Source organism: Novosphingobium sp. 550D, assembly GCF_057401885.1.
This window is the reverse complement of record NZ_CM171613.1, coordinates 2369588-2395771: the sequence shown is the minus strand read 5'-3', so window position 1 is coordinate 2395771 and position 26184 is coordinate 2369588. Positions and strand designations below refer to the sequence as shown.

Sequence of the window (26184 nt, the reverse complement as noted above, 5' to 3'; positions counted from 1 at the left end):
GATGACGCATACAGGACAATGCCTGTGCGGCGCGGTGAAGCTGGAACTGGAGGGCGACCCCATCGCCGCACGCATGTGCTGGTGCCATGACTGTCAAAGGCTGGCCAGTGGATCGGCGACGGTCAACGCGCTGTTCGCGCCCGAAAATGTGACGGTGACGGGGCCAATAACGCTGCACCACAAGGTGGCCGACAGCGGCAACACGGTCGAGCGCGCCTTTTGCACCACCTGCGGCAGCCATGTGTTCTCGCGGCCGCTGCTCGATCCGCCGGTGGCCTATCGCATCCGCGCCGGGGCACTGGACAATCCCGAAATTGCCAAGCCCACCGGCATCATCTGGACGGCCAGCGCGCCGTCATGGGCGGTGATGGACCCGGCCCTGCCGCAATTCCCCAAGGCGCCGCCGGCCTGAAGCGTCGCCGCCAGCCTGAAGCAAGCGGCGCCCGTGGGTATCAATCCTGCGGGCGCAGCTTTTCCATCGGGACTTCGGCAAACATTTTTTGCACCGCCGGGCGGGCGTTGATCTGGGCGATCCAGCGCGAGAGATGCGGCGCGTCATTGGGATTGACCAGTTCGGGGAAGCTGTAATTCATGCCATTGGCGATGGCGAAATTACAAATATCAGCCAGCGTAAACATGCCCCCGGCCAGCCATTCATTATCGGCCAGATGGTCATTGAGGCGCGTGACCGAAAAGGCGATCTTGCGCATTTCCTCGTCGAGCAGATCCTGCGGGAAGCCTTCGCGCGCGCGGCGCCATTTGACCTGCTGTTCAAAGACGGGGATGGCCTTGACCTTTTCCTCAAAGGCCTCATCGCTCATGCTCTTGACCATATTGCCGACATAGCGGTGCCAACCGATGGTCGAAACGCACCAGCAGAAATATTCATCGACCCATTTCGTCCAGATCCGCATTTGCGCGCGGCCATAGGAATCGGCGGGGCGCAGCTTTACCTCACCGGGATGTTCATCCTCCAGATATTCGCAGATCACCGTGCTTTCGGTAATCACCTTGTCGCCATCGACCAGAGCGGGCACCTGACCACGCGGATTGATGGCCTTGAACCATTCCTGATGATGTTCAAAGATGGCCGGGTTCAGGCGGTGACCTTCAAAAGGCGTGCCCTTTTCATAAAGGGTGAGCAGCGGCTTCATCGAATTGGCGGCGGGGCCGAAAGAATAGAGTTTGAGCATCGTATGGGCATCCTCTTGTGCTTTGCGCCGACCTTAAGGAATGTCAGTGTTGCATACAAGTGGTGGGAAAAATACCCGGCAGATTCAGCCTATCGGCCCCAGCCGTTTCGCCGCCATCCGCACGCGCATCGAAGCATTTGCCCCGCGCCCCGGATGGCGCACGTGGGTCTATGAATTCCTGCTCTTTGGGTTCAAGCAAGGCTGGGCCTGCCTGTTTGGCGGGCTGTTGCTGGCCCTGCTTTTGCTCACCCATCTGTTCTATCCGGCGCATGCGGCGCTGGCACGCTATGACATGCTGACATTGGCCGCGCTGGGGATACAGGTGGCGATGCTGGCGTTGCGGCTGGAAAGCCGCGAGGAGGCGTGGGTGATCGCCGCCTTTGACATCGTCGGTACGGTGATGGAGCTGTTCAAAACCGCGCAAGGGTCATGGGTCTATCCCGAGGCGGGCTTTCTGCGGATCGGCAATGTACCTTTGTTTTCCGGCTTCATGTATGCCGCGGTGGGCAGCTATATCGCCCGCGTCTAGCGCATCTTTGATTTCCGCTTCAGCCACTATCCCGATGATCGGCTGACCGTGCTGGTGGCGCGGCTGCATCGCGCCGCGCCACCCACGGATCAGTAAAGCAGATAGGGAGCGATTTCCTCTGCCCAGCGCAATTCATCGGGCGTGGTGATCGCATCGAGATCGCCCGCGCATGACCCGGCATCATCCACCCATTCGCGCAAACCCGGCCCGCCGTTGATCACATCAATGGCAAGGCGGGTCAGCTCATACTCATAGGGGAAATCGCGCCACAGCGGATAATCGGGATAAAGCCGCCGGATCGCCTTGAAGGCCAGTGCCTGCAATCGCCATGGGCGGAAATGGGCGTGGTCATAGAACCCGCCTTCGGCATGGATCATCAAGGCGCTGCACAATTGGCCGACATGCTTGTGGAACGTAGGCGTAAACCAGCATTCGCGAAGAGCGCAGCCGGTCATCCATTGGGGCGCAAAGGCCTGCATTTCGGCCAGAACAGCCTTGGCATCCACATCGGGCGCGCCGAACAAGACCTCCAGAGGCCGCGTCGTCCCGCGCCCCTCGGACAGGTTGGTGCCCTCCAGCATCACCGTCCCGGCATAGGCCCGGGCCATGTTCAGGCTGGCCGCATTCGGGCTGGGGTTGATCCAGAGGCGTTCCTCGGGCCAGCCGAAACCGGCCAAACCAGCACGAGCAGGCGCATCAGGCAGCCAGCCAGCCATGGTGATGACGCGGTAATCGACGTCCAGCTTGTAATGGTCGATAAACCAGCGCCCCATCTCGCCCAGCGTCAGGCCGTGGCGCATCGGCATCGGCCCCGCGCCGACAAAACTCTCTTGTCCGGGGATCAGCGTCAGCCCTTCGATGGGCCGTCCCGCCGGATTGGGCCGGTCCAGCACCCAGACCGATTTGCCCGTGCCCGATGCCGCCTCCAACAGATAGAGCAACGTGGTGACGAAAGTGTAGATCCGGCAACCAAGATCCTGAAGGTCGAACAGGAACACGTCCGCCGTATACATCATCGCCGGGGTCGGGCGGCGCACCTGACCATAAAGGCTGAACACCGGAATGCCGAGCGTGGGGTCGAACTCGTCCTCGGTCTCGACCATATTGTCCTGTTTGTCGCCCTTCAGCCCGTGCTGGGGGCCAAAGGCGCTGGTCAGTTTGATGTCGGGACATGCCGCCAGCGCGTCCAGACTATGCGTGAGGCCAGCGGTCAGCGACGCAGGATGCGCGACCAAAGAAACACGGCGTCCCGCCAGAGGCGCACGAAGCGAGGGATCAGCGAGCAGGCGATCAAGGCCGAAGTGAACAGTCATGGTGCCTCCGCTGCCGCAAGCTGGAGCGTGAAGCAAGAGCGCTTGTGAAAATCGGGCCGCCCCGGCCCATGGGCAAGCGCCCAATAGGATTTGTGACCGCCCGTTTCCTCGATCACCGCCGTCAGCCCCGCGCAATCGGCCCCGTCCAGAATGGCGCGGGCAAGGCGGACTTCGCAAACCGCCACATCGCTCGTCCGGGTCACGGCGATCATCGGGGCGATGGGCATATCGGCATCACGCCCGCCCTCGCGATAATCGGCAAAACCATAGGCGGCCCAGCGCGATGAGGGCGAGAAGTTGAACTCGCGATAAGTGCTGTCCACCAATCCCACAAAGAGTTCAAAGCAGGTCGCCTTCCAAAGGTCGTCATGACGATCCGGCGCCGCGGGCGCGGGCAGCACCAGCCCCCCCGCCCCGCCAACCCGATAGGTCAGCACCAGCCACTCCCCGCGCGCTTCCCAATCCACGCTGACGGATTTCACCCCCACGGCGGGCGTTTGCGGATGACAGATCAGCGAGAAAGTTCCCAAATCCAATTCTCCATGCTAGGCGGCGCGTTCAATCAAGAGGCAATCATGACCGAATACAAGTCCGACCTGCTGCGCCTGCTGTCCGAACGCGGCCATATCCACCAATTGACCGATGCCCAAGGGCTCGATGCCCTTGCCCAAAAAGACGTGGTAGTGGCGTATAATGGCTATGACGCGACGGCCTCCTCGCTGCATGTCGGCAATCTGGCCTCTGTCATGCTGCTGCGCCGCCTGCAACAGGCCGGGCATAAGCCCATCGCGCTGATGGGCGGCGGCACGACCAAGGTGGGCGACCCCAGCGGCAAAGACGAATCGCGCAAGCTGCTGACTGAGGAAACCATCGCCTCGAACATCGCGGGCATCGCCAAGGTGTTCCACCGCCTGCTGCGCTTTGACGACAGCGCCACCGGCGCGCAAATGGTCAACAATGCCGACTGGCTGGATCAGTTGGGCTATATCGACCTGCTGCGCAATGTCGGCCCGCATTTCACGGTCAATCGCATGCTGACCTTTGATTCGGTGAAACTGCGGCTCGATCGCGAACAGCCGCTGACCTTCCTTGAATTCAACTACATGATCCTTCAGGCCTATGACTTCCGCGAACTGGCGCTGCGCCATGGCTGCCGGTTGCAGTTGGGCGGGTCAGACCAATGGGGCAATATCGTCAACGGCATCGAATTGACGCGCCGGATGAACGGGATCGAACTTTTCGGTCTGACCACGCCGCTGCTGACCACGGCCGACGGGGCCAAGATGGGCAAGAGCGTCAATGGCGCGGTGTGGCTGAATGAAGAGCTGCTGCCGCATTATGACTTCTGGCAGTTCTGGCGCAACACCGATGACCGCGATGTGGGCCGTTTCCTTCGCATCTTTACCGATGTTCCGCTGGACGAGATTGTCCGGCTCGAGGCCCTGCAGGGCAGCGAGATCAACGCCGCCAAGGTCGTTCTGGCCAATGAAGTGACCAAGCTGGTCCGCGGTGAGGAAGCAGCCAAGGCCGCCGAAGCCACCGCCAGCGCAACCTTTGCCGGGGGCGGTCTGGGCGCGGACCTTCCAGTTTGGCATGTGCCCGCCGGTGGCTGCACGATCATCGATGCGTTGGTCGGAATTGGTTTTGCGGCAAGCCGAGGCGAGGCCAAGCGCCTGATCGCGGGCGGCGGCGCCAAGCTGGACGGCGCGGCCATTAGCGATGAAAATCATGCCATTAGCCTTGATAGCGGCGAAATCCGCCTGTCATCCGGCAAGAAAAAGCACGGCATTCTCAAGGCCCAATGACATCATCGAGGGGCGGCAAGGCCTTGCCGCCCCAACCGGCACCAAATTGCCATATTTACCATTTTTTCGCCATTTGCGGCTTATAACCTGCCCTTACCCCCTCAAGGCAGGAGACTGACACAATGGCATCAGGCGCACAGCTATCGGTTACCGAGCTGCGCCGCGCGGCGCGCCATCCGGTCAATTTCCGGGTAGCAGCAGAACACAGGCGGTTGGGCGACATCATGCTCGATATCGCCAATATCTCGATCCACGGCTTCATGGTCGGCAACAAGGTCGAGCTGGGACGTGGCGAAAGAGTAACCATCCGTTTGCCCGTCGTCGGCCGGATCGAGGCGCATTTGATCTGGGCAACGGAGGATCGCGCCGGTTTCCAATTCGAACGCATCATTCGTCAGGATGATTTCACCAATATGATCGCGGCGCTGCAACCCAATCCGCGCCTGCGCAAATAAGATACGCCCTGCGCAAGGGGGAACGAAAGCGAGATTTTTCGTTCCCCAAGCGTTGATGTCTTGGCAATCGCCTCTGCACCTGCCAAATCGGCGGGCGTGAACGAGCAAGCCCCCCAACCCACCAACCCGTTGCAAATCGCCGACTATCGCCGATTTTGGAGCGCGCGCTTTCTCTCATGGCTGTCCGGATCGGGCATGGTGGTCATTATTGGCTATCAACTCTATGATCTGGCCCGCCAATCCTATGGGATGAGCATTACGCAGGCCTCCTTTATGCTGGGCGTGCTGGGTTTTGTGCAATTCGTGCCGATGTTTTTGCTGACGCCGATTTCCGGCGTCGTCGCCGACAGGTTTGACCGGCGAAAAGTCGGCGCCATGGCGATTTGCGTCGATATGACCATGGCACTGATCATGGCTGTTGCCACGTGGCAGGGGTGGCTGTCGCTGCCGCTGGTGCTGATATTGGGCGCGGCCAATGGCACGGCGCGCGTTTTCATAGGGCCATCGGTGGGCGCAATTGCGCCGATGATCGTGCCGCCAAACCTCTTGCCCCGCGCCATCGCGATGAATTCCATGGCGATGCAATCGGGCACGATTGCGGGGCCTGCGGTGGCGGGCATGCTGTTCGCCTGGCACCCTTCGCTGTTTTACTGGATCGCCTCGGTCCTGCTTAGCGTTTCGGCGCTGGCGCTACTGACGATCCGCCCCTTGCCCGCCCATGCGGCCAATCGGGATGTTCACCCCCTGCGCATGGCCATGGAAGGGCTGACTTTCGTGCGCGGCAATCCGTTTCTGCTGGGCTGCATTACGCTCGATCTGTTTGCGGTTTTGCTGGGCGGGGCGACGGCGTTGTTGCCGGTCTATGCGCGCGACATCCTGCATGTCGGCCCCGAAGGTCTGGGCCAGATGCGCGCAGCCCCGGCGGCGGGCGCGGCGGTGCTGGGCATTCTGTTATCGATCAAACCGCTGGAACGGCGCGTGGGTGTGACCATGCTGGGTTCGGTGGCGCTGTTTGGCGCGGCAACGGCGGTCTTTGCGGTTTCGACCAATTACCTGCTCTCGCTGGCCATGCTGGCGGTGCTGGGCGGGGCGGATATGGTCAGCATGTTCGTGCGCGGTACGCTGGTCCAGTTGCACACGCCCAATGAAATGCGCGGACGCGTGTCGGCTATTTCGGGTCTGGCCATCGGCGCGTCCAATGAATTGGGCGAAATGGAATCGGGTCTGGCCTCGTTGCTGTTCGGCGCACAGGGGGCTGTGCTGTTCGGCGGGATTGGCGCGGTGGTGGTGACGCTGCTCTGGGCCGTGCTGTTCCCGCAAATCCGCAAGGCAAATCGCTTTACCCCCAAACAGGACAATTGATCATGCCCCAAACCCCGAAACTCGAAAGCGTTTCCTATCAGGATGGCGATGTCGCGCTGACCGGATGGCTGGCCCGTCCGGCCGGTACGCCGCGTGGCGCTGTGCTGATCTGGCCGACGATTGCCAATGTCGGCCCCGCCATCGAAGTGCGCGCCACCGCTCTGGCCGAACAGGGCTACATCGCGCTCATCGGCGACTTTTACGGCGCCCCGGTGGCCAGTTTTGAAGCGTCTTTCCCGATGGCCGCAGAACTGCGCGGCGATTGGGAGCAATATCGCGCCCGCCTGCGCGCCGCTCTGACGGCCTTGCGCGCGGTGCCCGGTGTTGATGGATTGAAGATCGCTGTGATCGGCTATTGCATGGGCGGACAGGCCGCGCTCGAATTGGCACGCGACGGGGCCGACATTGCCGCCGCCGTCAGCTTCCACGGTGTGTTCGCCACCGAAAAGCCCGCCCAGCCCGGCGCGGTCAAGGCCCGAATTCTGGTGCTGCATGGTGACGCCGATCCGCTGGCCCCGCGCGATGCGGTCATCGGCCTTTGGCAGGAATTGGACACGGCGGGCGCCAATTGGCACTTCCACGCCTATGCCAACGTGCGCCACGGCTTTACCGACCCGGAAAGCGACGCACGCGGCAAGGACTTCCTTGGCTATAACACCAGCGCCGACCGCCAGAGCTGGGCCGCCATGCTCAGCTTCTTTGACGAGATCTTCGCTTAATCGATCCGCGTCAGGGTGTCCCCGTCAAGCTTGCGATAGAAGCAGCTGGGGGCACCCGTGTGGCACGCCGGACCTTCGGGCTTGCACAGCATGACCAGCGCGTCCTGATCGCAATCGACGCGCATTTCCTGAACCCGCAGGAAGTGACCCGAAGTTTCGCCCTTCAGCCACAATTTGCCGCGCGAACGCGAATGGAAATGGGCCAGCCCCGTTTCCCGCGTCTTTTCCAGCGCCTCGGCATCCATGAAAGCCACCATCAGGATCTCGCGGCTTTCCGAATCAACGGCGATGCCGATCATCAGGCCCTGCGCATCAAAGCGCGGCATGAAAACCGAACCCGTTTCACGGTCGGGATTGGCGGCGGAATTGGCCGAGGACATCGATCAAACTTTCGGTTCAAGGCGTGCCAGCCCTCTGCCGGACGCGGTGCTGTTGCGCGATAACCACAATTGCGGAGCAAAATCCACACTCCGCAGCATCGCCTCTTTATCTTTGGTCCGAAAAAGTGAAACAAAACCTTCACGGTCTTGAGGGAGATCGTATTTGACCAGGCAGCGGAAAGCGCCACGGTTCAGGGAATTGCCAGCCAGCGCCGAAAGGGTGTTGCGCGGTAGAGAAATGAGGGTTCGGGTGTGGTGGCCCAACAGGGGGGGCCTGCCAATCGCGCTGAAAAGCGTCGCCCAAGAGTTTCGTCACGTGAACGCCCGGAGGCCAAATCTCCGGGCGTTTTCTTTTGCCCATCGTTACGGCCCCGGATTACGGTAACGATTCGCCGTGAACCCGGGCGAAACAGGCAATGACCACGCGTGAAGCACCCGCCTGTTCCAACGCGGCGATACAGGCATTGGTGGTCGCGCCACTGGTCAACACGTCATCGGTCAGCACGATCTTGGCCCCGTTGAACGCATGGCGGCGTCCGCGATGCACGTCGATCGCGCCATCAAGAACCCTTGCCCGCTCATCCGGACCAAGCCCGCCCAGCATCGGCGTCTTGCGCCGCCGGATCAGCCCATCAACCAAGGGCCGCGCGCCGGTGTTTCGGGCGATCTCCTGCGCCAACAGCGCCGATTGGTTAAAGCCCCTGCCCCACAAACGCCAACGGTGCAGCGGCACCGGCACCACCAGCCACCCCGGCCCGACACCCATATGGGCCAGATATTTAAGCCGAGACGCCATCAAACGCCCCATCATCCCGGCCAAAGCCACCCGCCGTCCATATTTGAGCGCCATGACCAAATCGCGCGACGTATCATTGTACAAGGTCGCCGCCGCAACCCCGTGATGGCGCGGAGCCTCACCTGCACATTGGTGGCACCGCAGGTCATCCTCGTCATGCGACGCCGCCTCGCTGGAAAGCGGACGTTGGCACAGGCCGCAGGACGGATCGCCCGGTATGGCCAGGCCCGACCAACAGGCACCGCACAGGCCGCCTTGCTCACTCACCCCTTCGCCGCACATCGGGCAACGGGGCGGGAACAACAGGTCAAGGACGGGGGCGAGGCGGCGCATAGACCAAAGTGTAATAGGCTGTTTGGCGCAGGCAAGCACGAAGAGCCTTGCAGCACGCCGCGACCCAAGGCAGGAGGCAGGCTTATGAGTCAACCTCCCCGCATTTTTGCCCAGCACCGCCGCCTTGCCGCCCGCCGTCGGGCCATGGTTTTGCAAAACCACCCCAATGCTGCACGCTATCTGCTTGAAGATATGGTGGAAGATGTGATCGAGCGACTCGCCTTTGTGAAGGCTGAGTTGAAAACGGCGCTGGTCATTGGTGACTGGACCGGGATGCTTGCCGCGAATCTGCGCGCGCAAGGGGTTGAGGTTACGCAGGCGGACCCTGCCGGATTGCACGGCGCTATCACGATTGACGAAGAGCAGCCCTATTTGTTGCGCGGTTTCGATCTTATCGCCTCGCTCGGCACGCTCGATACGGTCAATGACCTGCCAGGCGCGCTAATCCATATGCGTCAGGCGCTTAATCCGGGGGGGGTGATGATCGCCAGTTTCGTGGGCGCCGGATCGCTGCCCGCTCTTCGCGCTATCATGCTGGCCGCCGATGGCGACCGCCCTGCCGCGCGCGTTCACCCGATGGTCGATGTTCGCGCCGGGGCGCAATTGCTGCAACGCGCCGGTTATGCCGATCCGGTCAGCGACGGGCGCAGCATCAAGGTCAATTTCCGCTCGCTGGCCAGCCTTGTCGCCGATGTGCGGGCTCAGGCCCTTGGCTGCGTGCTGAACGAGGCCGGGCCGGCGGTAGGAGAGGCCGGCTATGCACGCGCCATGCTGGCCTTTGCCGATCAGGCCGTGGATGGGCGCGTGACCGAAAGTTTTGAAATTCTGACGTTGAGTGGTTGGCGGAAGTAAGCAGGGATTGATGCGAGGGACTCGTCCCTCGCGCTCCCATGACTGTCGAGGTTGGGCCACGGGTTCGGCGTCGGATATCGCACGCACCCGAACCAAATAAAAAGCCTGCGGCGCTCTTACCTTGACGCCGCAGGCTTTTATTCATTCAACGCCTCAGAACAGGCATGCCCCCATGAACGCGATTGCCAAGGGACAAGTCCCTTGGCCCGCCGGAGGCATAAAGCATGCCTTACCCCAAAGCCGCCTGCGCAGCCGCCAACCGGGCAATCGGCACGCGGAAGGGCGAAGCCGAGACATAATCCAGCCCGGTCTTTTCGCAGAAAGCGATGGAGGCCGGATCGCCGCCATGCTCACCACAAATGCCCAGCTTGATGCCCGGCAGGGTCTTACGGCCCCGCTCAGCGGCCAATTCGACCAACTGACCCACGCCTTCCACATCGAGGCTGACGAAAGGATCGCGCGCATAGATGCCCTGCTCGACATAGGCCGAGAGGAAGCGGGCGGCGTCATCGCGCGACACGCCCAGCGTGGTCTGCGTCAGGTCGTTGGTGCCGAAGGAGAAGAACTTGGCTTCTTCGGCAATCTCGCCCGCCATCAGCGCCGCGCGCGGCAATTCGATCATCGTGCCGACCAGATAATCGAGCACCTTGCCCTTTTCGGCAAAGACCTGCGCAGCGGTGCGGTCCACCAGCGCCTTGAGGATCGAGAGTTCCTTCTTGGTCGCCACCAGCGGAATCATCACTTCGGGAACAACCGCCTCGCCGGACGCCAGCGCCACATCGACGGCAGCCTCAAAGATCGCGCGCGCCTGCATCTCATAGATTTCCGGGAAGGTGATCCCCAGACGGCACCCGCGATGGCCCAGCATCGGGTTGAATTCATGCAATTCACCCGCGCGGCGCTTCAACGTTTCCACGCCAATGCCGATGGCTTCGGAAAGCTCGGCAAATTCCGCATCGCTATGCGGCAGGAATTCATGCAGCGGCGGATCGAGCAGGCGGATCGTGACGGGCAGGCCAGCCATGATCTCGAAGATCGCCTGAAAATCGGCGCGCTGTTCAGGCAGCAGCTTGGCCAGAGCGGCCCGGCGACCGTCCTCGTCCTCCGCAAGGATCATCTGGCGCACGGCCGAAATGCGGCCCGCGTCAAAGAACATATGCTCGGTGCGGCACAGGCCGATGCCTTCGGCGCCAAAGCTGCGCGCGGTGCGGCAATCCTCGGGCGTCTCGGCATTGGTGCGCACCTTCATGCGGCGATGCTTGTCGGCCCAGACCATCAGCGTGCCGAAATCGCCCACCAATTCGGGTTCAATGGTCGGCACAGCGCCCGCCATGATGTCCCCCGTCGCGCCGTCCAGCGTGATGATGTCGCCTTCCTTCAGATCGCGCGTGCCGATCTTCAAGGTGCGGCTGTTCATGTCGATGCTGACCGCGCTGGCGCCCGAGACGCAGGGGCGGCCCATGCCGCGCGCCACAACGGCCGCGTGGCTGGTCATGCCGCCGCGTGCGGTCAGGATGCCCTTGGCCGCATGCATGCCGTGGATGTCTTCGGGGCTGGTTTCGACGCGCACGAGGATGACGCTGTCGCCGCGCTCGGCGCGAGCCTGCGCCGTTTCGGCGTCCAGCACGATCGCACCCGATGCCGCGCCCGGCGAGGCAGGAAGCCCCTTGCCCAGATAATCACGCGCCGCCTTGGGGTCCAGCGTGGGGTGCAGCAGTTGATCCAGCGCCATCGGATCGACGCGCTTGATAGCGGTGGCTTCGTCGATCAGGCCTTCGCCCACCATATCGACCGCCATTTTCAGCGCCGCCTTGGCCGTGCGCTTGCCGCTTCGCGTTTGCAGCATCCACAGCTTGTTGCGTTCCACCGTGAACTCGATGTCCTGCATGTCCTTGTAGTGCTTTTCCAGCAGTTCAAAGACAGCGGCCAGTTCGGTGTAGGCCTCGGGCATCGCCTCTTCCATCGAAAGCGGCTTGGCCCCGGCGCGTTCACGCGAAAATTTGGTCAGATATTGCGGCGTGCGGATGCCCGCGACAACGTCTTCACCCTGCGCATTGACCAGCCATTCGCCGTAATAGGCCTTTTCGCCGGTCGAAGGGTCGCGGGTAAAGGCAACGCCGGTGGCGCTGGTGTCGCCCATATTGCCGAAAACCATCGCCTGAACATTGACCGCCGTGCCCCAATCGCCCGGAATGTCGTTCAAACGGCGATAGACCTTGGCGCGTTCGCTTTCCCAGCTGTCGAACACCGCGCCAATCGCGCCCCAGAGCTGTTCATGCACATCCTGCGGGAACGGACGGCCCAGTGCCTTTTCGACGATGGCCTTGTATTCACCGACCAGAGCCTGCCAATGCTCGGCTTCCAGTTCAACGTCGGCGTAGAAACCATTGTCTTCCTTGACGATTTCCAAGGCATCCTCGAACAGGTGATGGTCAATGCCCAGCACCACGTCGGAATACATCTGGATGAAACGGCGATAGGAATCCCATGCGAAACGCGGGTTGCCCGAACCCTGCGCCAAACCCAGAACCGTTTCGTCATTCAGGCCAAGGTTGAGCACCGTGTCCATCATGCCCGGCATCGAAACCCGCGCGCCCGAACGCACCGAAACCAGCAGCGGATTGGCCGTATCACCAAACTTGCGGCCCGTGGAGCCTTCAACATGCGCCACGCCTGCGGCAACGCCGGCGCGCAGATCGCCGTCAAAGCTTTTGCCATTGGCGTTATAGAGGGCGCACACTTCGGTGCTGATCGTGAAGCCCGGCGGCACCGGCAGGCCGATGCCCGCCATCTCGGCCAGATTGGCGCCCTTGCCGCCTGCGATTGTCTTGTCGCGGCTGCGCGATTCGGACGAATTGGCGCCACCGCCGAAATAGAATACGTATGCAGACATGATTAGACCAAGCCTCCCAGAACGAATCGGCCTTTGTAGTTTCCCTGCCCCTAGCCTTCGATCCGTGAGAAGTCAGCCACTTTGTGCGTTGCAGCACGCAATTGCGACAAAAGACCTAGGCGCGCGGACCGGATCGCGGGATCTTCGGCATTTACGGTGACGACATTAAAGAAATCATCAACCGCTGACCGCAGAGTGGCCAGAGCCGCCATCGCACCGGTAAAGTCCTCGGCCGCCACCGCCGCTTCGGCCTTGGGCGTCGCATCGGCCAGCGCGGCGATCAGCGCCGCTTCGGCGGGTTCCGGCGCAGGATTGGTGACATCGGCGTCCCAGCCCTTCTTCTCCTCAGCCTTGAGGATATTGGCCGCGCGCTTGTAACCGGCGAGCAGGTTCTTGCCGTCGTCGGTCTGCACAAAAGCCTGCAACGCATGAACGCGGGCGAGCAGGCGGACGAGGTCGTCCTCAGCCTTCCCCGATTCTTGGCCAAGCGCAAACACCGCGTCGATCAGATCGTGGCGGACGCCCGCTTCCTTCTGCTGGACCTTGAGGCGGTCGGCGAAGAAGGTGAGTAGGTCAGCCGAAGCGTTAGAAACTTCGACGCCCTGATTGCGATAAAGTTGGGCAGCGGCGTCAAACAGCCTGACCAGATTCAGGCGCAGGCCGTTTTCCGTGATCAAGCGGATTACACCCAGCGCAGCACGACGTAAGGCAAACGGATCCTTCGACCCCGTTGGCTTAAGATCAGCCCCAAAGAAGCCGACCAACGCGTCCACCTTGTCAATCAATGCAGTCAGGATCGCCGCGCCCTCCGTCGGCAATTCATCCGACTGCCCTGCAGGCTTATAGTGGTCGCGGACGGCCGCAACGACGGGCGTCGCCAATCCTTCAGCCGCAGCGTAATAGCCGCCCATCAGCCCCTGCAATTCAGGAAACTCGCCAACCATCTCCGTAACGAGATCGGCCTTGAGAATAGCAGCAGCTGCACGCGCGCTTTCAACACTATCGGCCAAGGCACCTTGGAAATCGCCCGACAGAGCAACAAAGCGTTCCTGACGTTGTGCCACCGTGCCCAGCTTCTCATGGAAGGTAATCCGCGACAACTTCTTGGCCTGCTCGGCCAGCGAGGTTTTCAGGTCCTGCTGCCAGAAGAAGCGCGCATCGCTCAAACGCGCGGCCAGCACCTTGCGGTTGCCGTCGATGATGCCCGCGCCGCCGTCCGTGGCGTCGATGTTGGCGGTGCAGACAAAAGCATTGGCCAGCTTGCCCGCCGCGTCTTCGCAGACGAAATACTTCTGGTTCACGCGCGCGGTCAACTGGATGACTTCGGGCGGAACTTCAAGGAACGCCTCGTCAAACCGGCCCAGCAAAGGCTGCGGCCATTCGGTGAGACCCGCGTTCTCGATCACCAGCCCTTCATCCTCAACCAGCGTCAGGCCAGCCGCCGAAGCCGCCTCCTTCGCCTTGGCGCGGATGATGTCCTGACGCTCGTTATGGTTGACCAGAACCTGCGCGGCGCGCAGCACATCGGCATAGGTATCGGCGTCCGCCACCGTCACCGCGCCCGACGAATGGAAACGATGCCCCACCGTCTCGCGGCCCGAAGTGATCCCGCCAACCTCACATTCCACCACCGCGCCGTCGAGCAGCGCGACAATGCCCTGCAACGGACGCACCCAGCGCAAGGACTCGGTGGACAGCGAAGCCGCGCCCCAGCGCTGCGATTTGGGCCAACTGAACCCGCGCACAATGGCGGGGATCGCTTCGGCCAGAACGTCGGCGGTCGCCCGGCCCGGCTTTTCGGTCACAGCGAAAAGCACGCCGTCGCGCTCCTCCAACTGTTCACGCGTCAATCCGGTCTTGCGCAGAAAGCCCGCCAGCGCCTGTTCCGGCGCCGAGGCTTTCGGCCCCTTCACTTCCTCGCGCACGGCCTGCGTCGCCACCGGCAATCCGCGCGCGATCAGCGCAAGGCGGCGCGGCGTCGACCACACGACCAATTCGCCAACCGCAACGCCCGCCGCTGCCATGGCCCCGCGAAACAGCTTTTCCAGTTCAGCGCGAGCGCCCGCCTGCATCCGCGCGGGGATTTCCTCGCTGCGCAGTTCAAGAAGGAAATCGCTCATTTCGTCCACCCCGGAAATTTCACGGCCCATTCGGCCTCGTTCTTCTCGATCCACGCTTCGCACGCGCCCTTGGCCAGATCGCGCACTCGGCCGATATAGCTGGCGCGCTCCTGTACCGAAATCACGCCGCGTGCCTGCAACAGGTTGAACAGATGCGACGCCTCGATGGCTTGGTCATACGCCGCCAGCGGAATCTTCGCCTCGATGCAGCGCTTGGCCTCGGCCTCGGCATGGGCAAAGCCTTTGAACAATTGCTCGGTGTCGGCCACCTCGAAATTGTACTTCGACATTTCCTGCTCATTCTTCAGGAACACATCGCCATAGGTCAGGCCCGCGTCATTAAAACGCAGGTCATAAACCCAGTCCACGCCCTGAATATACATGGCAAGGCGCTCCAACCCATAAGTCAGCTCGCCCGCAACCGGCTTGCAGTCAAACCCGCCGACCTGCTGGAAATAGGTGAATTGCGTCACCTCCATCCCGTCGCACCAGACCTCCCAGCCCAGCCCCCATGCGCCCAACGTCGGGCTTTCCCAGTCATCTTCGACAAAGCGGATGTCATGGGCCAGCGGATCGACGCCAATCGCGGCCAAAGATTGCAGATAAAGCTCCTGCAAATTCTCAGGGCTTGGCTTGAGGATCACCTGATACTGGTAATAGTGCTGCAACCGGTTCGGATTTTCGCCATAGCGGCCATCGGTCGGACGGCGGCTGGGCTGCACATAGGCGGCCTTCCACGGTTCGGGGCCCAGCGCGCGCAGCGTCGTTGCGGGGTGAAACGTACCCGCACCCATGCGCATGTCATAGGGCTGAAGGATCGCACAACCCTGCTTGCTCCAGAAATCATGGAGGGTGAGGATCATGTCCTGAAAGCTCAGCGGCTTTTTGGCCACGGGTGCTGTCTCGCGTGCTGTTTCACTCATGGCGCAGCCTTTGGCGTAACGATTTGCATGGGTCAATGGGGATCAGGGGCCGGTTTGGGTCAAGCAAAGGCCGTTTTCCGCGCAAATTTACTTCTCGCTAACCCTTCCTTATAATCGACACATTGCGCAGGATCACTATAGGGGGCCCTATGTCGAAGCTGACCTTCCCCCGTCTCGTTCGCGCTCTGGCCTTCGTCTGGGCGCTTTTTGCTGCAACGCTGGCAAGCGTCGCGCCCGCCTCTGCCGCCGCCAATGTCCAGCACCACCCCAAACCGGTGGCCAGTCAGCAGGTGGCCGCCCCCAAGCTGGCTCGCCCGGCCCTGTGGAAATTACAGAGTGGCGAGACGACGATCTATCTGTTCGGGACGGTTCATGCCCTGCCGGCCGATATTGACTGGTTCGACGGCGCCGTGGCGCAGGCTTTTGGCGGTTCGACCTCGCTGGTCACCGAAATTATCGAGAAGAAACCGGAGGAAATGCGCGGCATCGTGATGAATACGGCCATGCTGCCCCAAGGCCAGAACCTGCGCGCAACGCTGAGCCGCAGCACCCGCAAGGCGGTGGAAAAGGCGCTCGCCGCCAATGGCCTGTCGCCCGCCATGTTCGACAGTTTTCGCCCTTGGTATGCCGCCGTGGCTCTCTCGACGCTGCCATTGATGAAGTCAGGCTTTGACCCGGCCAACGGTGTCGATTCCCGCCTCGTCAAACTGGCCGATGAACGCAAGATGGAACATACCGCGCTTGAAACGCCGGAATACCAGCTCGGCCTGTTCGATTCGCTGCCGGTTGCCTCTCAACGCAATTACCTGCGCGAGGTGGCGGTCAATTCATCCAAGATCACCACCGAATTGGGCGCCATGATCGCCGCGTGGAAAACCGGTGATGCGCCGCGTCTGGCCAAGCTGATCAATGCAGATCAGAGCGACCCCAAATTGTCCGAAGCGCTGCTGATTGGCCGCAACCGTAATTGGGCCGCATGGATCAAACAGCGCCTGACCAAACCGGGCAAGGTGTTCATCGCGGTGGGCGCAGGCCATCTGGCCGGGCGCGGCAGCGTTCAGGAACAATTGGCCAAGCAGGGCATCACCGCCACGCGGGTTCAGTAATGAAGCGCGCCTGGGCCGCTCTTGCCGCTCTTTCACTGGCGGGCGGCGCGGTATGGTATGGCCTCCACCGCCCCGAAACGGTCCACCCTGCCCTGTGGCAGGTCGAAGGGGCGGGCGGGCAGAAGGGCTGGCTGTTCGGGACCATCCACGCCCTGCCCCGCGCCGCAGCTTGGCGCGAGGGCGCGGTGGCGCAGGCATGGGATCAGGCCGACACGGTCATCGTTGAAATCGCCGCCCTGAATGACGATGCCGCCACGGCGCGCGCATTCCAATCCTTGGCCCATACGCCGGGCCAGCCTCCGCTTGACACCCGCATCGCCCCGCAAAACCGCGACAAATTGGCCAAAGCATTAAGCGATGCCCACGGCGCGCCCGGCGATTTTGCCGACACCGAAACATGGGCCGCCGCGCTGATGCTGGCGCGAGAAGGCGCGCAGGGCGATCCGGCCCAAGGTATTGACCGCGCCGTCATCACCAACGCGCCGCCGCGTCGCATTGTCGAACTGGAAGGCGCGGCAGCCCAATTGTCGATCTTTGACCGCCTGCCCGAAAGCGCGCAACGCCGGTTGCTGAACGAGGCTTTGGCCGACGATCAACCGGGAACCGATTTGGCCTCTGCGTGGAAAAAGGGCGATGTCGCCACCATCGCAAACGAAACCCAGCGCGGCATTCTGGCCGATCCGACCTTGCGAGAGGCGCTTTATACTGGCCGCAATCGCGCATGGGCGACGCGTATCGCGCAAAGCCTGAACCAAGGCGCTCACCCCTTCGTCGCCGTCGGCGCGGCGCATATGGCCGGGCCGGACGGCCTGCCCGCCATGCTGTCGGCGCGGGGCTATCGCGTCACCCGCATTCAATAGGCGGCTTGCTTTTCCGCCATTTTGCCCCTAAGGGCCGCCGCTTCCCGGCATGGTCATCCCTGGAGGCGTGTCGGGTGTATTTTGGTTCCAGAAGTTTTGAAAGGCTTGTGTTATGAGCAATACCCTGACCCTGCCGGCCGAGACGCGTGCGAAGACTGGCAAGGGAGCCAGCCGCACCCTGCGTCGTGAAGGCCGCGTGCCCGCCGTGATCTATGGTGGCAATGCCGAACCCATCGCGATCCACGTTGAACTGAAGGAACTGGTGCGTCAGCTGAACACCGGCACCTTCTTTGACAGCGTGATCGAGCTGACCGTTGACGGCCAGACCATCAAGACCACGCCCAAGGACGTCGCCTTCCACCCGGTGAGCGACCGTCCCGAGCACGTGGACTTCCTGCGCGCATAATTGCGACAGGCGCCGCATGATGCGGCGATGAAACAGGCGGGAAAGATGGCCGAAATTGGCCCGTCTTTCCCGCCTTTTCTTTGCGCCAGAGGAAATTGAACGATGCAATTGTGGGTGGGCCTTGGCAATCCGGGCGACCAATACAAGATGAACCGCCACAATGTGGGCTTTATGGCCTGTGATGTGATCGCGGACATGTATCGTTTTGGCCCGGTGCAAAAGAAGTTTCAGGGCTGGGTTCAGGACGGACGCATCGGCACCGAACGGGTGATCCTGTTGAAACCGGCGACATTCATGAACGAAAGCGGCCGCTCGGTTGCCGAGGCGATGCGTTTTTTCAAGCTCGAACTTGATGCGCTCACGGTCTTTCACGACGAACTCGATCTTGCGCCCATGAAGGTCAAGGTCAAGCGCGGCGGCGGGCATGCCGGGCACAATGGCCTGCGCTCGATTGCCCAACACATGGGGCCAGACTATCGCCGCGTGCGCATCGGCATAGGCCATCCGGGTCACAAGGATCGCGTGACGGGCCACGTCCTTGGCAATTACGCCAAGTCGGAAATGGACGATCTGGCCGATATGCTGGGCGCCATCAGCGCCGAGGCAACATGGTTGGCCAAGGGCGATGATGTGCGCTTTATGAACGACATAGCCATGCGCTTGGGCTGAACGCCCGTTATCATTAACCGCGCTTCAACCGTTCCTGCGTCATAGGTCTGCGCCAATGACTGGCGGAATCGGCGGGCAATCGTGCCTTGCCGCGTCAAATGGACGGGGCAAAATGGCACAAACCCAGCAAGGCGCGCGAAAGCAGAACTGGCTGCTGACCGGCGTGACAGTCGGCAGCATCATTCTGGCGATACTTGGCTGGACCCGCAAAGTGGATTGTGCGTGCCCCAAGGATTTCAACGCAACTGTTTCCAGCAGTGTCAAAGGGCTTGGCGAAGGTCTGGGCGTGCCGGTGGGCGCGCGGGTTGTGGATGCAAAAGGCATGGCCATCCGCGTCGGTGCGCCGCCGCAGGGAGCCGCCGCCCCGCTTGGCCGTCCAGCCGCGCAAGGCATCGGCACGGGATCGGCGGCCGGTTCAACCAATCTGACCAATACGCGCGGCCCCGTGGGCGTCGGACGCGGCATCGGCACCACGGGCGGCGTTGCGGGCGGCGGCAATTTCCGCGCCGATGGCACGCCTTTTAACGGCGGCGGCGATGGATTTGCCCGCAACAATGGCGGCAATGGCATTGGCGGCACTGGGCGCGGAGTCGGGGGCGCAGGCAACCCTTCGGGCGGATCGGGCGGATCTGGCCTGCAAAATTCTCCCAACGGCCAACCGGCCGGCGCGACCAGTTCTACCTCCGGCGGGAGTCAGGGCACCGGCTCGACCTCTGGCGGAAGCCAGTTGGTCAGCACCAGCACCACCGGCGGCGTGACCAGCACCAGTTCGACCACCAGCGGCGGCGCCGTTTCCACCACCGGGGGCGGCACGGTCACCTCGACAGGCGGCAGCACGTCGGGCGGCACCACGTCGGGCGGGCGCGATCCCTTTGGTCCGCGTGATCCCAATATGCAGCCCAATGGCGATCATGGCGGCGCAACCTCGGGCGGGCGCGGCCCCAATGGCGGCCCCGGCGGCATCGGTAATCCCGGTGGAGAAGGGCCGGGTGGCGACAGCTCCGGCGGGCGCGGCCCTAATGGTGGCCCCAATGGCAACCCACGCCCCGGCGCGGGCGGGCCTGGCAATGGCTGGTTCGACGGCTTCCATTTTGGCGACCGCGATCACGGTTCGGGCGCGACCGATGTGCCTGAACCCGGCACATTCGGCCTGATGGGCATTGGCGTTGCCGGGCTTGCCTTTGCCTCTTGGCGCCGCCGTCGGGCCAAGGCAGGCGACGCCCCGCAGCCCCAAACCAACGAGGCCGAAGGCGCGGCGGGCCAAAACGGCTGAGACTACGGCTGAGACTACGGCCGAGACCAAGGCTGATCCCGGCGCCCACTTTTTCCCTTGATTTCGGCCAAAGGCTGGACCATCGCCCCTGCCATAACAAGGCGCCCTGTCGGCGCGGGCCATGGGCCGGTTGCGCTTTTCACCGGGCGCGACGCAAGGTGATTAAAAGGATCGAGCAATGGGTTTCAAATGCGGGATCGTCGGCCTGCCCAACGTGGGCAAGTCCACCCTGTTCAATGCGCTGACCGAAACGCAGGCGGCGCAGGCGGCCAACTATCCCTTCTGCACCATCGAACCCAATGTGGGTCAGGTGGGCGTGCCCGACCCTCGCCTCGACAAGCTGGCCGAGATTGCGGGCAGCCAGAAGATCATTCCGACGCAATTGTCGTTTGTGGACATCGCCGGCCTCGTGCGCGGCGCGTCCAAGGGCGAAGGTCTGGGCAATCAGTTCCTTGGCAACATTCGCGAAGTGGACGCCATCGTCCACGTCCTGCGCTGTTTTGAAAATGACGACATCCAGCATGTCGACAACCGCGTGGACCCGATTTCAGACGCCGAAACGGTGGAAACCGAACTGATGCTGTCCGACCTTGAAAGTCTGGAAAAGCGCGTTTCGGCGGCCCAGAAAAAGGCCAACAGCGGCGACAAGGAAGCCAAGATCCTCGTCTCGGTGCTGGGTCAGGCCTTGGAACTGCTGCGCGAGGGCAAGCCCGCCCGCCTGACGCAGCCCAAGGATGATGACGAAGCCCGCGTCTTTGCCCAGGCCCAGTTGTTGACCGCAAAGCCGGTGCTGTACGTGTGCAATGTCGAGGAAGAAAGCGCCGCCACCGGTAATGCTTTTTCGGCCAAAGTGTTTGAAAAGGCCAAGGCCGAAGGCGCCACCGCCGTCATCGTTTCAGCCGCGATCGAGGCCGATCTGGTCGGCATGGACGCGGAAGAACGCGCCGAATTCCTGTCGGAACTGGGGCTTGCCGAAACGGGTCTGGCCCGCATCATCCGTGCTGGCTATGAATTGCTCGGCCTGCTGACCTTCTTCACCGTCGGCCCGAAGGAAGCGCGCGCATGGACCGTGGCCAAGGGTTCCAAGGCCCCGCAGGCGGCAGGCGCGATCCACTCGGATTTCGAACGCGGCTTTATCCGCGCTGAAACCATCGCCTATGACGATTACGTCTCGCTGGGCGGCGAAGGTCCGTGCCGCGATGCGGGCAAGCTGCGCCAGGAAGGCAAGGAATATGTCACCAAGGACGGCGACGTGTTCCACTTCAAATTCAACGTGTAATGAGCGCTGCGTTCAAGACCTGTTTTGAAGACCTCGTGCTGGGCGAAACACAGAAATTCGGCCAGTATGAGGTCAAGCGTGATGAAGTCATCGACTTTGCCCGCGCCTATGATCCACACGATTTCCACCTGTCGGACGAAGCGGCGGCCAAGAGCCATTTCGGTCGCCTTGCTGCCAGCGGATGGCACACATGCGCAATGACCATGCGAATGATGGTGGATCAGATGCATGAAATAGGGCTGGCCAGCATGGGCGGCGCAGGGGTGGATGAATTGCGCTGGATGGCGCCGGTCTATCCGGGCGATGTGCTGCGCGTCGAATCCGAATTGCTGGAAAAGCGCCGCAGCCGTTCGCGCCCCGAAATGGGCCTGATCCGGCGGCGCAACACCGTGTTCAATCAGGAAAATCGCGCAGTGATGAGCTTTCTCGCCACCGGCATGATTGCGCTTCGCGATCCTTCCGCCCCGATGGAAGAATGACGCGAATTTGCAAAAATACAGGTTCAGGGCCATGGGTATGAAATATTTTTTCCGTCTGATGGCCGCCCTGTTTCTGTTGCAGGTCACGTTGGCTGTGCCCGTCACCGCGCGCGGCAAGGCGTCAGAGCGCATCCCCACGATCCTGATTTCCATCGACGGTTTTCGCCCCGATTATATCAGCCCCACCCTCACCCCCAATCTGGCCGCGATTGCGGCCAAGGGCGTGTCGGGCACGATGACGCCCTCTTTTCCCAGCATCACCTTTCCCAACCACTGGACTCTGGCCACTGGCCTTCGCCCGGACCGGCACGGGGTCGTGAATGGGACAATGAAAGATCCCGCCCATCCCGGCGTCACCTTTGGCAAGAGCAGTGAACAGCCATGGTGGTGGGACGGCAGCGGCGGCCCGGTACATGTCGAGCCGATCTGGGTGGCGGCCGAGCGCGCCCATATCCGCAGCGGGATCATGTTCTGGCCCGGATCGACCACGGCCATCGACGGCATCCGCGCCTCTGACTGGCAGGCCTATCACGCCGATCTGCCCAACCATGAACGCGCCGAGGTGGTGCTGGACTGGATGCGGCGGCCGGCACGCATTCGACCGGGTCTGGCATTGCTCTATTTTGGCGATGTAGACGTAAGCGGCCATCGACATGGGCCGGGATCACCCGAAACCACCGCCGCGATCCGCGATGTGGATGCCGCCATCGGCTATCTGCGCAGGGGCTTGGCGGGGATGCACCGGCGGGTCAACATGGTCATCGTGTCGGATCACGGCATGGCGCGAACCATTCCCGAACATGTGATCTGGGCCAAGGATTATCTGGCCAAGGAGGACTACAAGCTTGTTTCCTATGGCGGCATATTGTTCATCGACAATGTGCCGGGCCATGAGACCAAACTGGCCGAAAGCCTGAAGAAGATGCCCTCCTTCATCCATTGCTGGCCCAAGGGCGAATTGCCGGAGCGGTTTCATTATGGGCATAACGCGCGTGTGCCGGATTGGCTGTGCCTGCCCGATCCGGGCGCGCGGATCATGGATGGCAATCCCGAACATCCCGATGACGGCGGCGACCATGGCTATGACCCGGCCAGCCCGGACATGCGCGCATTATTCCTGGCCACCGGCCCGGCCTTTCGCCCCGGCACACGCCTGCCCGTGTTCGACAATGTTGCCATCGAGCCGCTTTTGCGCCGCTTGATCGGATTGGCGCCGGGCAAGGATCGCGACGGGACGGTGACGCCGGTGAAAAAGGCGCTGCGTTAAAGACGGTTATTTCCGCCCGAACAGCTTTTCAATATCGCCATGGGCCAGCTTCACCCATGTAGGCCGCCCATGGTTGCACTGGCCAGAGCGCGGCGTCACTTCCATCTCGCGCAGCAGGGCGTTCATTTCGGCGACGTTGAGCGCCCGCCCTGCCCGCACGCTGCCGTGACAGGCCATGGTGGCCAGCACCAGATCGAGCCTTTCGCCCAGCAAGAGCGCATCGCCATTGAGCGCCAGATCATCGGCCACATCGCGCACCAGAGCCTGAACATCGCCCTTGCCCAGCGCGGCGGGAACCGAACGCGCCAGCATCGCGGTTGCGCCAAACCGTTCCAACGCCAGACCGTGCTGGGCCAAGGTCGCAATCGCCTCCTCCAAGCGGTCGCAGCTTGGCTCGTCCAATTCGATGACCTCGGGCAAAAGCAGGGCCTGAGCGGCGGCCACCTTGTCGCCCGCGCCCGCTGCCTTCAAACGCTCCAGAACGATGCGTTCATGGGCGGCATGTTGATCGACAATCACCAGACCATCCTCGGCCTCGGCGATAATATAGGTGTTGGCGACTTGCCCACGCGCCACGCCCAATGGGTGCCGGATGGCTTCCGGCGCGGGTTCCTGCGCGGTTTCGGCGCGGCCCATCGGCAAGTCCTGCGACGGGGCCATTACCTGCGCTTCATAGCCGCGCCACGCGCTGCCCGCCTCGCTGACGCGATTGGGAACGGGGGCATATTGGCGGGCGAACAGGCTGGTCAGGCTGGGCGCGGGCGCGACGGGGGCAATAGGTTCGGATGTCCACGCAGCCATCGCGGGCGCGGCGGGCGTCTGGGCGGTCTTTTGCCCGGCGCCTTCCAAGGCATGACGCAGGCCCGAAACGATGAAGCCCCGGATAAACGAGGGATCGCGAAACCGCACCTCGGTCTTGGCCGGGTGGACGTTGACGTCCACCTCCTCTGGCGGAACGTCAAGGAACAGCGCCAGCACCGCATGACGATCCCGCGCCAGCATGTCGGCATAGGCCCCGCGCACCGCGCCGACCAGAAGGCGATCCTTGACCGGACGCCCGTTAACGAAAAGATATTGGTGATCCGCCACGCCCCGGTTGAACGTAGGCAATCCCGCCACGCCCGTCAGCCGCGCAGGCCCGCGTTCGAGGTCGATAATCACCCCATCCTCGGCGAGTTCACGCGCAACGATCTGGGCCACGCGGGCCGGGCCGCTCTGTCCGGGTTGAACCGACAGAACGCGGCGACCATCATGCTCCAGCAAAAAGCCCACCTCTGGCCGCGCCATGGCAAGGCGGCGCACCACATCGAGGCAGGCGGCATATTCGCTGCGGCCGGAACGCAGGAATTTGCGCCGTGCCGGGATTTTGGCGAACAGATTGTCCACCCGGATGCGCGTACCGGGCGGAAGGGCGGCAGGCGCATCCTCCACCACATCGCCATGATCGACCACCCGGCGCCAGCCCTCGGCCGCGCCGCGCGGGCGGCTCTCAATGGAAAAACGCGCGACGCTGGCGATGGAGGGTAAAGCCTCGCCGCGAAAACCCAGCGTCGTGACCAATTCGATGGCCTCGTCCGGCAATTTCGAAGTCGCGTGTCGCTCCAGCGCCAGCGCCATCTGATCGGGCGCCATGCCGCAGCCATCGTCCGTCACCTCGATCGCGTCCAGCCCGCCATCGGACAGGCGCACCGTGATCATCCCCGCCCCCGCATCGATGGAATTTTCCATCAATTCCTTGAGCGCAGAAGCCGGCCTTTCGACCACTTCACCAGCGGCAATACGGTTGACCAGATTTTCGGGAAGGCGGCGGATAATCGGCATAAGGCCCACTATAGGCCGCCCCGCGGCAAAGCGCAGGCCATAGCGGCGCGAGTATCCACCGATTTTCGCAAATGCCGCCCGCCAATTGCCGCCATGCTGGTGCATTCCGCCACGCAATCCGCCATGCCAAAGCCCAAGCGAAAGCGATTCGCGCCGATCCGTTGACGCATTGCGGGACAGGGCCAACAAATTTTTGGCCTTTACGCTGCGCATGCGTTATGGAGCGGCGCGCCCATAACCCCCAATGTCCTGTCGGACGGTACGCAATATCGCGGTCGTCGGGCAAAGCCACGGAATTTTCGATGTCGTCCTTCTTCTCGCGTTTCATGAAATTCGGTTCGCAAAACATGGCCATCGACCTCGGCACGGCCAATACGCTGGTCTATGTTCAGGATCGCGGCATCGTGCTGAACGAACCCAGCGTGGTGGCCATCGAGACGATCAACGGCAACAAGAGCGTGAAGGCCGTGGGCGATGATGCCAAGATGATGATGGGCAAGACGCCCGACAGCATCGAAGCGATCCGCCCGCTGCGTGATGGCGTGATTGCCGACATCGAAATCGCCGAAGAAATGATCAAACATTTCATCCGCAAGGTGCATGGCAAGCGCAGCCTGTTCCGCTATCCCGAAATCGTCATCTGCGTTCCCTCGGGGTCCACGAGCGTTGAACGCCGCGCGATTCGCGACGCGGCCAGCAATGCGGGGGCCAGCCAGGTCTATCTGATCCTTGAACCCATGGCCGCCGCGATTGGCGCCGACATGCCGGTGACCGAACCGGTTGGTTCGATGGTGGTCGACATTGGCGGCGGCACGACCGAAGTGGCCGTGCTTTCGCTGCGCGGTCTGGCCTATACCACCAGCGTGCGCGTCGGCGGTGACAAGATGGACGAAGCCATCGTTTCCTATGTCCGCCGACACCACAACCTGCTGATTGGCGAAGCCACCGCCGAGCGCATCAAGAAGGATTACGGCATTGCCGTGATGCCCGCCGACGGCATTGGCGAAACGATCCACCTGAAAGGGCGCGATCTTGTCAATGGCGTGCCCAAGGAAATCACGATCACTCAGGCCAATATCGCCGAAGCTTTGTCCGAACCGATCAGCGCGATCATCGAAGGCGTGCGTATCGCGCTGGAAAACACCGCGCCCGAACTGGCCGCCGACATTGTCGATCAGGGCATCGTGCTGACGGGCGGTGGCGCTCTGATCAAGGGTCTGGACGATTATCTGCGCGAAGAAACCGGCCTGCCGGTGTCGATTGCCGAAGATCCGCTGTCCTGCGTCGCGCTTGGCACCGGCCGCGCGATGGAGGATCCGATCTATCGCGGCGTGTTGATGACCGCGTAATC

24 protein-coding genes and 2 pseudogenes are annotated in these 26184 nt (G+C 62.4%); 16 read left to right on the top strand and 10 right to left on the bottom strand.

Features of this window, described 5'->3' with window-relative positions; translation table 11 throughout:
• Window position 1: 1 nt before the first annotated feature.
• Entirely contained in the window at window positions 2-412 is a 411-nt protein-coding gene (locus AC2S2E_RS11260; protein WP_476104158.1) for a GFA family protein, read from the top strand.
• A 40-nt stretch (window positions 413-452) separates the two neighbouring features.
• On the opposite strand, the gene AC2S2E_RS11255 is transcribed toward AC2S2E_RS11260, so the two are convergent.
• Window positions 453-1193, bottom strand: a complete 741-nt coding sequence (locus AC2S2E_RS11255; protein ID WP_476104159.1) for a glutathione S-transferase family protein — start codon at window positions 1191-1193, stop codon at window positions 453-455.
• A gap of 40 nt (window positions 1194-1233) precedes the next feature.
• On the opposite strand from AC2S2E_RS11255, the pseudogene AC2S2E_RS11250 reads away from it, so the two are divergent.
• Window positions 1234-1782 (top strand): annotated as a pseudogene (locus AC2S2E_RS11250) (DUF817 family protein); the annotation flags it as partial.
• Window positions 1783-1811: 29 nt separating this feature from the next.
• On the opposite strand, the gene AC2S2E_RS11245 reads toward AC2S2E_RS11250, so the two are convergent.
• Both AC2S2E_RS11245 and AC2S2E_RS11240 read right to left on the bottom strand, forming a co-directional pair.
• A complete protein-coding gene (locus tag AC2S2E_RS11245; protein WP_486522396.1) occupies window positions 1812-3035 on the bottom strand; it encodes an exo-beta-N-acetylmuramidase NamZ family protein in 1224 nt (407 codons plus the stop codon).
• On the bottom strand, window positions 3032-3571 hold the full coding sequence (locus tag AC2S2E_RS11240) for a DOMON-like domain-containing protein (RefSeq protein ID WP_486522395.1): 540 nt from the start codon (window positions 3569-3571) through the stop codon (window positions 3032-3034). The genes AC2S2E_RS11245 and AC2S2E_RS11240 overlap by 4 nt, the downstream gene beginning before the upstream one ends.
• Window positions 3572-3610: 39 nt before the next feature.
• On the opposite strand from AC2S2E_RS11240, the gene tyrS reads away from it, so the two are divergent.
• The 4 genes from tyrS (at window position 3611) to AC2S2E_RS11220 (ending at window position 7376) form a co-directional block, all read left to right on the top strand.
• Entirely contained in the window at window positions 3611-4840 is a 1230-nt protein-coding gene (tyrS, locus tag AC2S2E_RS11235) for a tyrosine--tRNA ligase (protein WP_476104163.1), read from the top strand.
• A gap of 122 nt (window positions 4841-4962) precedes the next feature.
• The gene (locus AC2S2E_RS11230) at window positions 4963-5295 is read left to right on the top strand and encodes a PilZ domain-containing protein (protein WP_476104164.1); all 333 of its coding nucleotides are present in this window, start codon (window positions 4963-4965) and stop codon (window positions 5293-5295) included.
• A 96-nt stretch (window positions 5296-5391) separates the two neighbouring features.
• A complete protein-coding gene (locus AC2S2E_RS11225; protein ID WP_486522394.1) occupies window positions 5392-6657 on the top strand; it encodes an MFS transporter in 1266 nt (421 codons plus the stop codon).
• A 2-nt stretch (window positions 6658-6659) separates the two neighbouring features.
• Window positions 6660-7376, top strand: a complete 717-nt coding sequence (locus tag AC2S2E_RS11220) for a dienelactone hydrolase family protein (RefSeq protein WP_486522393.1) — start codon at window positions 6660-6662, stop codon at window positions 7374-7376.
• On the opposite strand, the gene hisI is transcribed toward AC2S2E_RS11220, so the two are convergent.
• The 3 genes from hisI to AC2S2E_RS11205 form a co-directional block, all read right to left on the bottom strand.
• Window positions 7373-7756, bottom strand: a complete 384-nt coding sequence (gene hisI, locus AC2S2E_RS11215) for a phosphoribosyl-AMP cyclohydrolase (protein WP_476104167.1) — start codon at window positions 7754-7756, stop codon at window positions 7373-7375. The genes AC2S2E_RS11220 and hisI overlap by 4 nt on opposite strands.
• Before the next feature lie 3 nt (window positions 7757-7759).
• Complete coding sequence (locus AC2S2E_RS11210; protein ID WP_486522391.1) at window positions 7760-8020, bottom strand: hypothetical protein; 261 nt, start codon at window positions 8018-8020, stop codon at window positions 7760-7762.
• A gap of 112 nt (window positions 8021-8132) precedes the next feature.
• Window positions 8133-8885 (bottom strand): double zinc ribbon domain-containing protein, encoded by a 753-nt coding sequence (locus tag AC2S2E_RS11205; protein ID WP_486522390.1) that lies wholly within the window; start codon window positions 8883-8885, stop codon window positions 8133-8135.
• An 84-nt stretch (window positions 8886-8969) separates the two neighbouring features.
• Here AC2S2E_RS11205 and AC2S2E_RS11200 point away from each other — a divergent pair, with 84 nt between their 5' ends.
• A complete protein-coding gene (locus tag AC2S2E_RS11200) occupies window positions 8970-9737 on the top strand; it encodes a class I SAM-dependent methyltransferase (protein WP_486522388.1) in 768 nt (255 codons plus the stop codon).
• Window positions 9738-9966: 229 nt separating this feature from the next.
• Here the strand turns inward: AC2S2E_RS11200 and ppdK are convergent, their stop codons facing one another.
• From ppdK to AC2S2E_RS11185, 3 genes are read right to left on the bottom strand one after another with little or no spacing between them, the layout of a single operon-like run.
• Window positions 9967-12630: a pyruvate, phosphate dikinase gene (ppdK, locus tag AC2S2E_RS11195; protein WP_486522387.1), complete on the bottom strand. Its 2664-nt coding sequence runs from the start codon at window positions 12628-12630 to the stop codon at window positions 9967-9969.
• 50 nt (window positions 12631-12680) lie between these two features.
• The gene (glyS, locus tag AC2S2E_RS11190) at window positions 12681-14750 is read right to left on the bottom strand and encodes a glycine--tRNA ligase subunit beta (RefSeq protein WP_486522386.1); all 2070 of its coding nucleotides are present in this window, start codon (window positions 14748-14750) and stop codon (window positions 12681-12683) included.
• Entirely contained in the window at window positions 14747-15673 is a 927-nt protein-coding gene (locus AC2S2E_RS11185; protein ID WP_476104173.1) for a glycine--tRNA ligase subunit alpha, read from the bottom strand. Before AC2S2E_RS11185 ends, glyS begins: the two co-directional genes overlap by 4 nt.
• A 149-nt stretch (window positions 15674-15822) precedes the next feature.
• Between AC2S2E_RS11185 and AC2S2E_RS11180 the strand changes: the two genes are divergently transcribed.
• The 8 genes and pseudogenes from AC2S2E_RS11180 (at window position 15823) to AC2S2E_RS11145 (ending at window position 23012) form a co-directional block, all read left to right on the top strand.
• Window positions 15823-16779 carry a TraB/GumN family protein gene (locus tag AC2S2E_RS11180; protein WP_486522384.1) on the top strand — a complete coding sequence of 319 codons (957 nt, stop codon included), beginning with the start codon at window positions 15823-15825 and terminating at the stop codon, window positions 16777-16779.
• Window positions 16779-17639, top strand: coding sequence for a TraB/GumN family protein (locus AC2S2E_RS11175; RefSeq protein ID WP_486522383.1), 861 nt, complete (start codon window positions 16779-16781; stop codon window positions 17637-17639). Before AC2S2E_RS11180 ends, AC2S2E_RS11175 begins: the two co-directional genes overlap by 1 nt.
• A gap of 112 nt (window positions 17640-17751) precedes the next feature.
• Window positions 17752-18039: pseudogene (gene rplY / locus AC2S2E_RS11170) on the top strand (50S ribosomal protein L25); the annotation flags it as partial.
• Between the two features lie 108 nt (window positions 18040-18147).
• Window positions 18148-18714, top strand: coding sequence for an aminoacyl-tRNA hydrolase (gene pth, locus AC2S2E_RS11165; protein ID WP_486522382.1), 567 nt, complete (start codon window positions 18148-18150; stop codon window positions 18712-18714).
• A gap of 112 nt (window positions 18715-18826) precedes the next feature.
• The gene (locus tag AC2S2E_RS11160; RefSeq protein WP_486522381.1) at window positions 18827-19987 is read left to right on the top strand and encodes a PEP-CTERM sorting domain-containing protein; all 1161 of its coding nucleotides are present in this window, start codon (window positions 18827-18829) and stop codon (window positions 19985-19987) included.
• Between the two features lie 178 nt (window positions 19988-20165).
• Window positions 20166-21266: a redox-regulated ATPase YchF gene (gene ychF / locus AC2S2E_RS11155; protein WP_476104178.1), complete on the top strand. Its 1101-nt coding sequence runs from the start codon at window positions 20166-20168 to the stop codon at window positions 21264-21266.
• On the top strand, window positions 21266-21745 hold the full coding sequence (locus AC2S2E_RS11150; protein WP_486522379.1) for a MaoC family dehydratase: 480 nt from the start codon (window positions 21266-21268) through the stop codon (window positions 21743-21745). The genes ychF and AC2S2E_RS11150 overlap by 1 nt, the downstream gene beginning before the upstream one ends.
• Window positions 21746-21782: 37 nt before the next feature.
• Entirely contained in the window at window positions 21783-23012 is a 1230-nt protein-coding gene (locus AC2S2E_RS11145; protein ID WP_486522378.1) for an alkaline phosphatase family protein, read from the top strand.
• Between the two features lie 6 nt (window positions 23013-23018).
• Here the strand turns inward: AC2S2E_RS11145 and mutL are convergent, their stop codons facing one another.
• On the bottom strand, window positions 23019-24833 hold the full coding sequence (mutL, locus tag AC2S2E_RS11140; RefSeq protein ID WP_486522376.1) for a DNA mismatch repair endonuclease MutL: 1815 nt from the start codon (window positions 24831-24833) through the stop codon (window positions 23019-23021).
• 302 nt (window positions 24834-25135) lie between these two features.
• On the opposite strand from mutL, the gene AC2S2E_RS11135 reads away from it, so the two are divergent.
• A complete protein-coding gene (locus AC2S2E_RS11135) occupies window positions 25136-26182 on the top strand; it encodes a rod shape-determining protein (RefSeq protein ID WP_168602564.1) in 1047 nt (348 codons plus the stop codon).
• The last annotated feature ends 2 nt before the right edge of the window (window positions 26183-26184 follow it).

Bases quoted from the DNA above. Each gene is read 5' to 3' on its own strand.
- AC2S2E_RS11220 (WP_486522393.1), top strand. From the start codon at position 6,660: ATGCCCCAAACCCCGAAACTCGAAAGCGTTTCCTATCAGGATGGCGAT.
- tyrS (WP_476104163.1), top strand. From the start codon at position 3,611: ATGACCGAATACAAGTCCGACCTGCTGCGCCTGCTGTCCGAACGCGGC.
- AC2S2E_RS11160 (WP_486522381.1), top strand. From the start codon at position 18,827: ATGGCACAAACCCAGCAAGGCGCGCGAAAGCAGAACTGGCTGCTGACC.
- AC2S2E_RS11255 (WP_476104159.1), bottom strand. From the start codon at position 1,193: ATGCTCAAACTCTATTCTTTCGGCCCCGCCGCCAATTCGATGAAGCCG.
- AC2S2E_RS11260 (WP_476104158.1), top strand. From the start codon at position 2: ATGACGCATACAGGACAATGCCTGTGCGGCGCGGTGAAGCTGGAACTG.
- hisI (WP_476104167.1), bottom strand. From the start codon at position 7,756: ATGTCCTCGGCCAATTCCGCCGCCAATCCCGACCGTGAAACGGGTTCG.
- AC2S2E_RS11150 (WP_486522379.1), top strand. From the start codon at position 21,266: ATGAGCGCTGCGTTCAAGACCTGTTTTGAAGACCTCGTGCTGGGCGAA.
- ppdK (WP_486522387.1), bottom strand. From the start codon at position 12,630: ATGTCTGCATACGTATTCTATTTCGGCGGTGGCGCCAATTCGTCCGAA.
- AC2S2E_RS11205 (WP_486522390.1), bottom strand. From the start codon at position 8,885: ATGCGCCGCCTCGCCCCCGTCCTTGACCTGTTGTTCCCGCCCCGTTGC.
- AC2S2E_RS11185 (WP_476104173.1), bottom strand. From the start codon at position 15,673: ATGAGTGAAACAGCACGCGAGACAGCACCCGTGGCCAAAAAGCCGCTG.
- mutL (WP_486522376.1), bottom strand. From the start codon at position 24,833: ATGCCGATTATCCGCCGCCTTCCCGAAAATCTGGTCAACCGTATTGCC.
- AC2S2E_RS11230 (WP_476104164.1), top strand. From the start codon at position 4,963: ATGGCATCAGGCGCACAGCTATCGGTTACCGAGCTGCGCCGCGCGGCG.
- AC2S2E_RS11180 (WP_486522384.1), top strand. From the start codon at position 15,823: ATGTCGAAGCTGACCTTCCCCCGTCTCGTTCGCGCTCTGGCCTTCGTC.
- AC2S2E_RS11200 (WP_486522388.1), top strand. From the start codon at position 8,970: ATGAGTCAACCTCCCCGCATTTTTGCCCAGCACCGCCGCCTTGCCGCC.
- ychF (WP_476104178.1), top strand. From the start codon at position 20,166: ATGGGTTTCAAATGCGGGATCGTCGGCCTGCCCAACGTGGGCAAGTCC.
- AC2S2E_RS11175 (WP_486522383.1), top strand. From the start codon at position 16,779: ATGAAGCGCGCCTGGGCCGCTCTTGCCGCTCTTTCACTGGCGGGCGGC.
- glyS (WP_486522386.1), bottom strand. From the start codon at position 14,750: ATGAGCGATTTCCTTCTTGAACTGCGCAGCGAGGAAATCCCCGCGCGG.
- AC2S2E_RS11245 (WP_486522396.1), bottom strand. From the start codon at position 3,035: ATGACTGTTCACTTCGGCCTTGATCGCCTGCTCGCTGATCCCTCGCTT.
- AC2S2E_RS11135 (WP_168602564.1), top strand. From the start codon at position 25,136: ATGTCGTCCTTCTTCTCGCGTTTCATGAAATTCGGTTCGCAAAACATG.
- pth (WP_486522382.1), top strand. From the start codon at position 18,148: ATGCAATTGTGGGTGGGCCTTGGCAATCCGGGCGACCAATACAAGATG.
- AC2S2E_RS11145 (WP_486522378.1), top strand. From the start codon at position 21,783: ATGAAATATTTTTTCCGTCTGATGGCCGCCCTGTTTCTGTTGCAGGTC.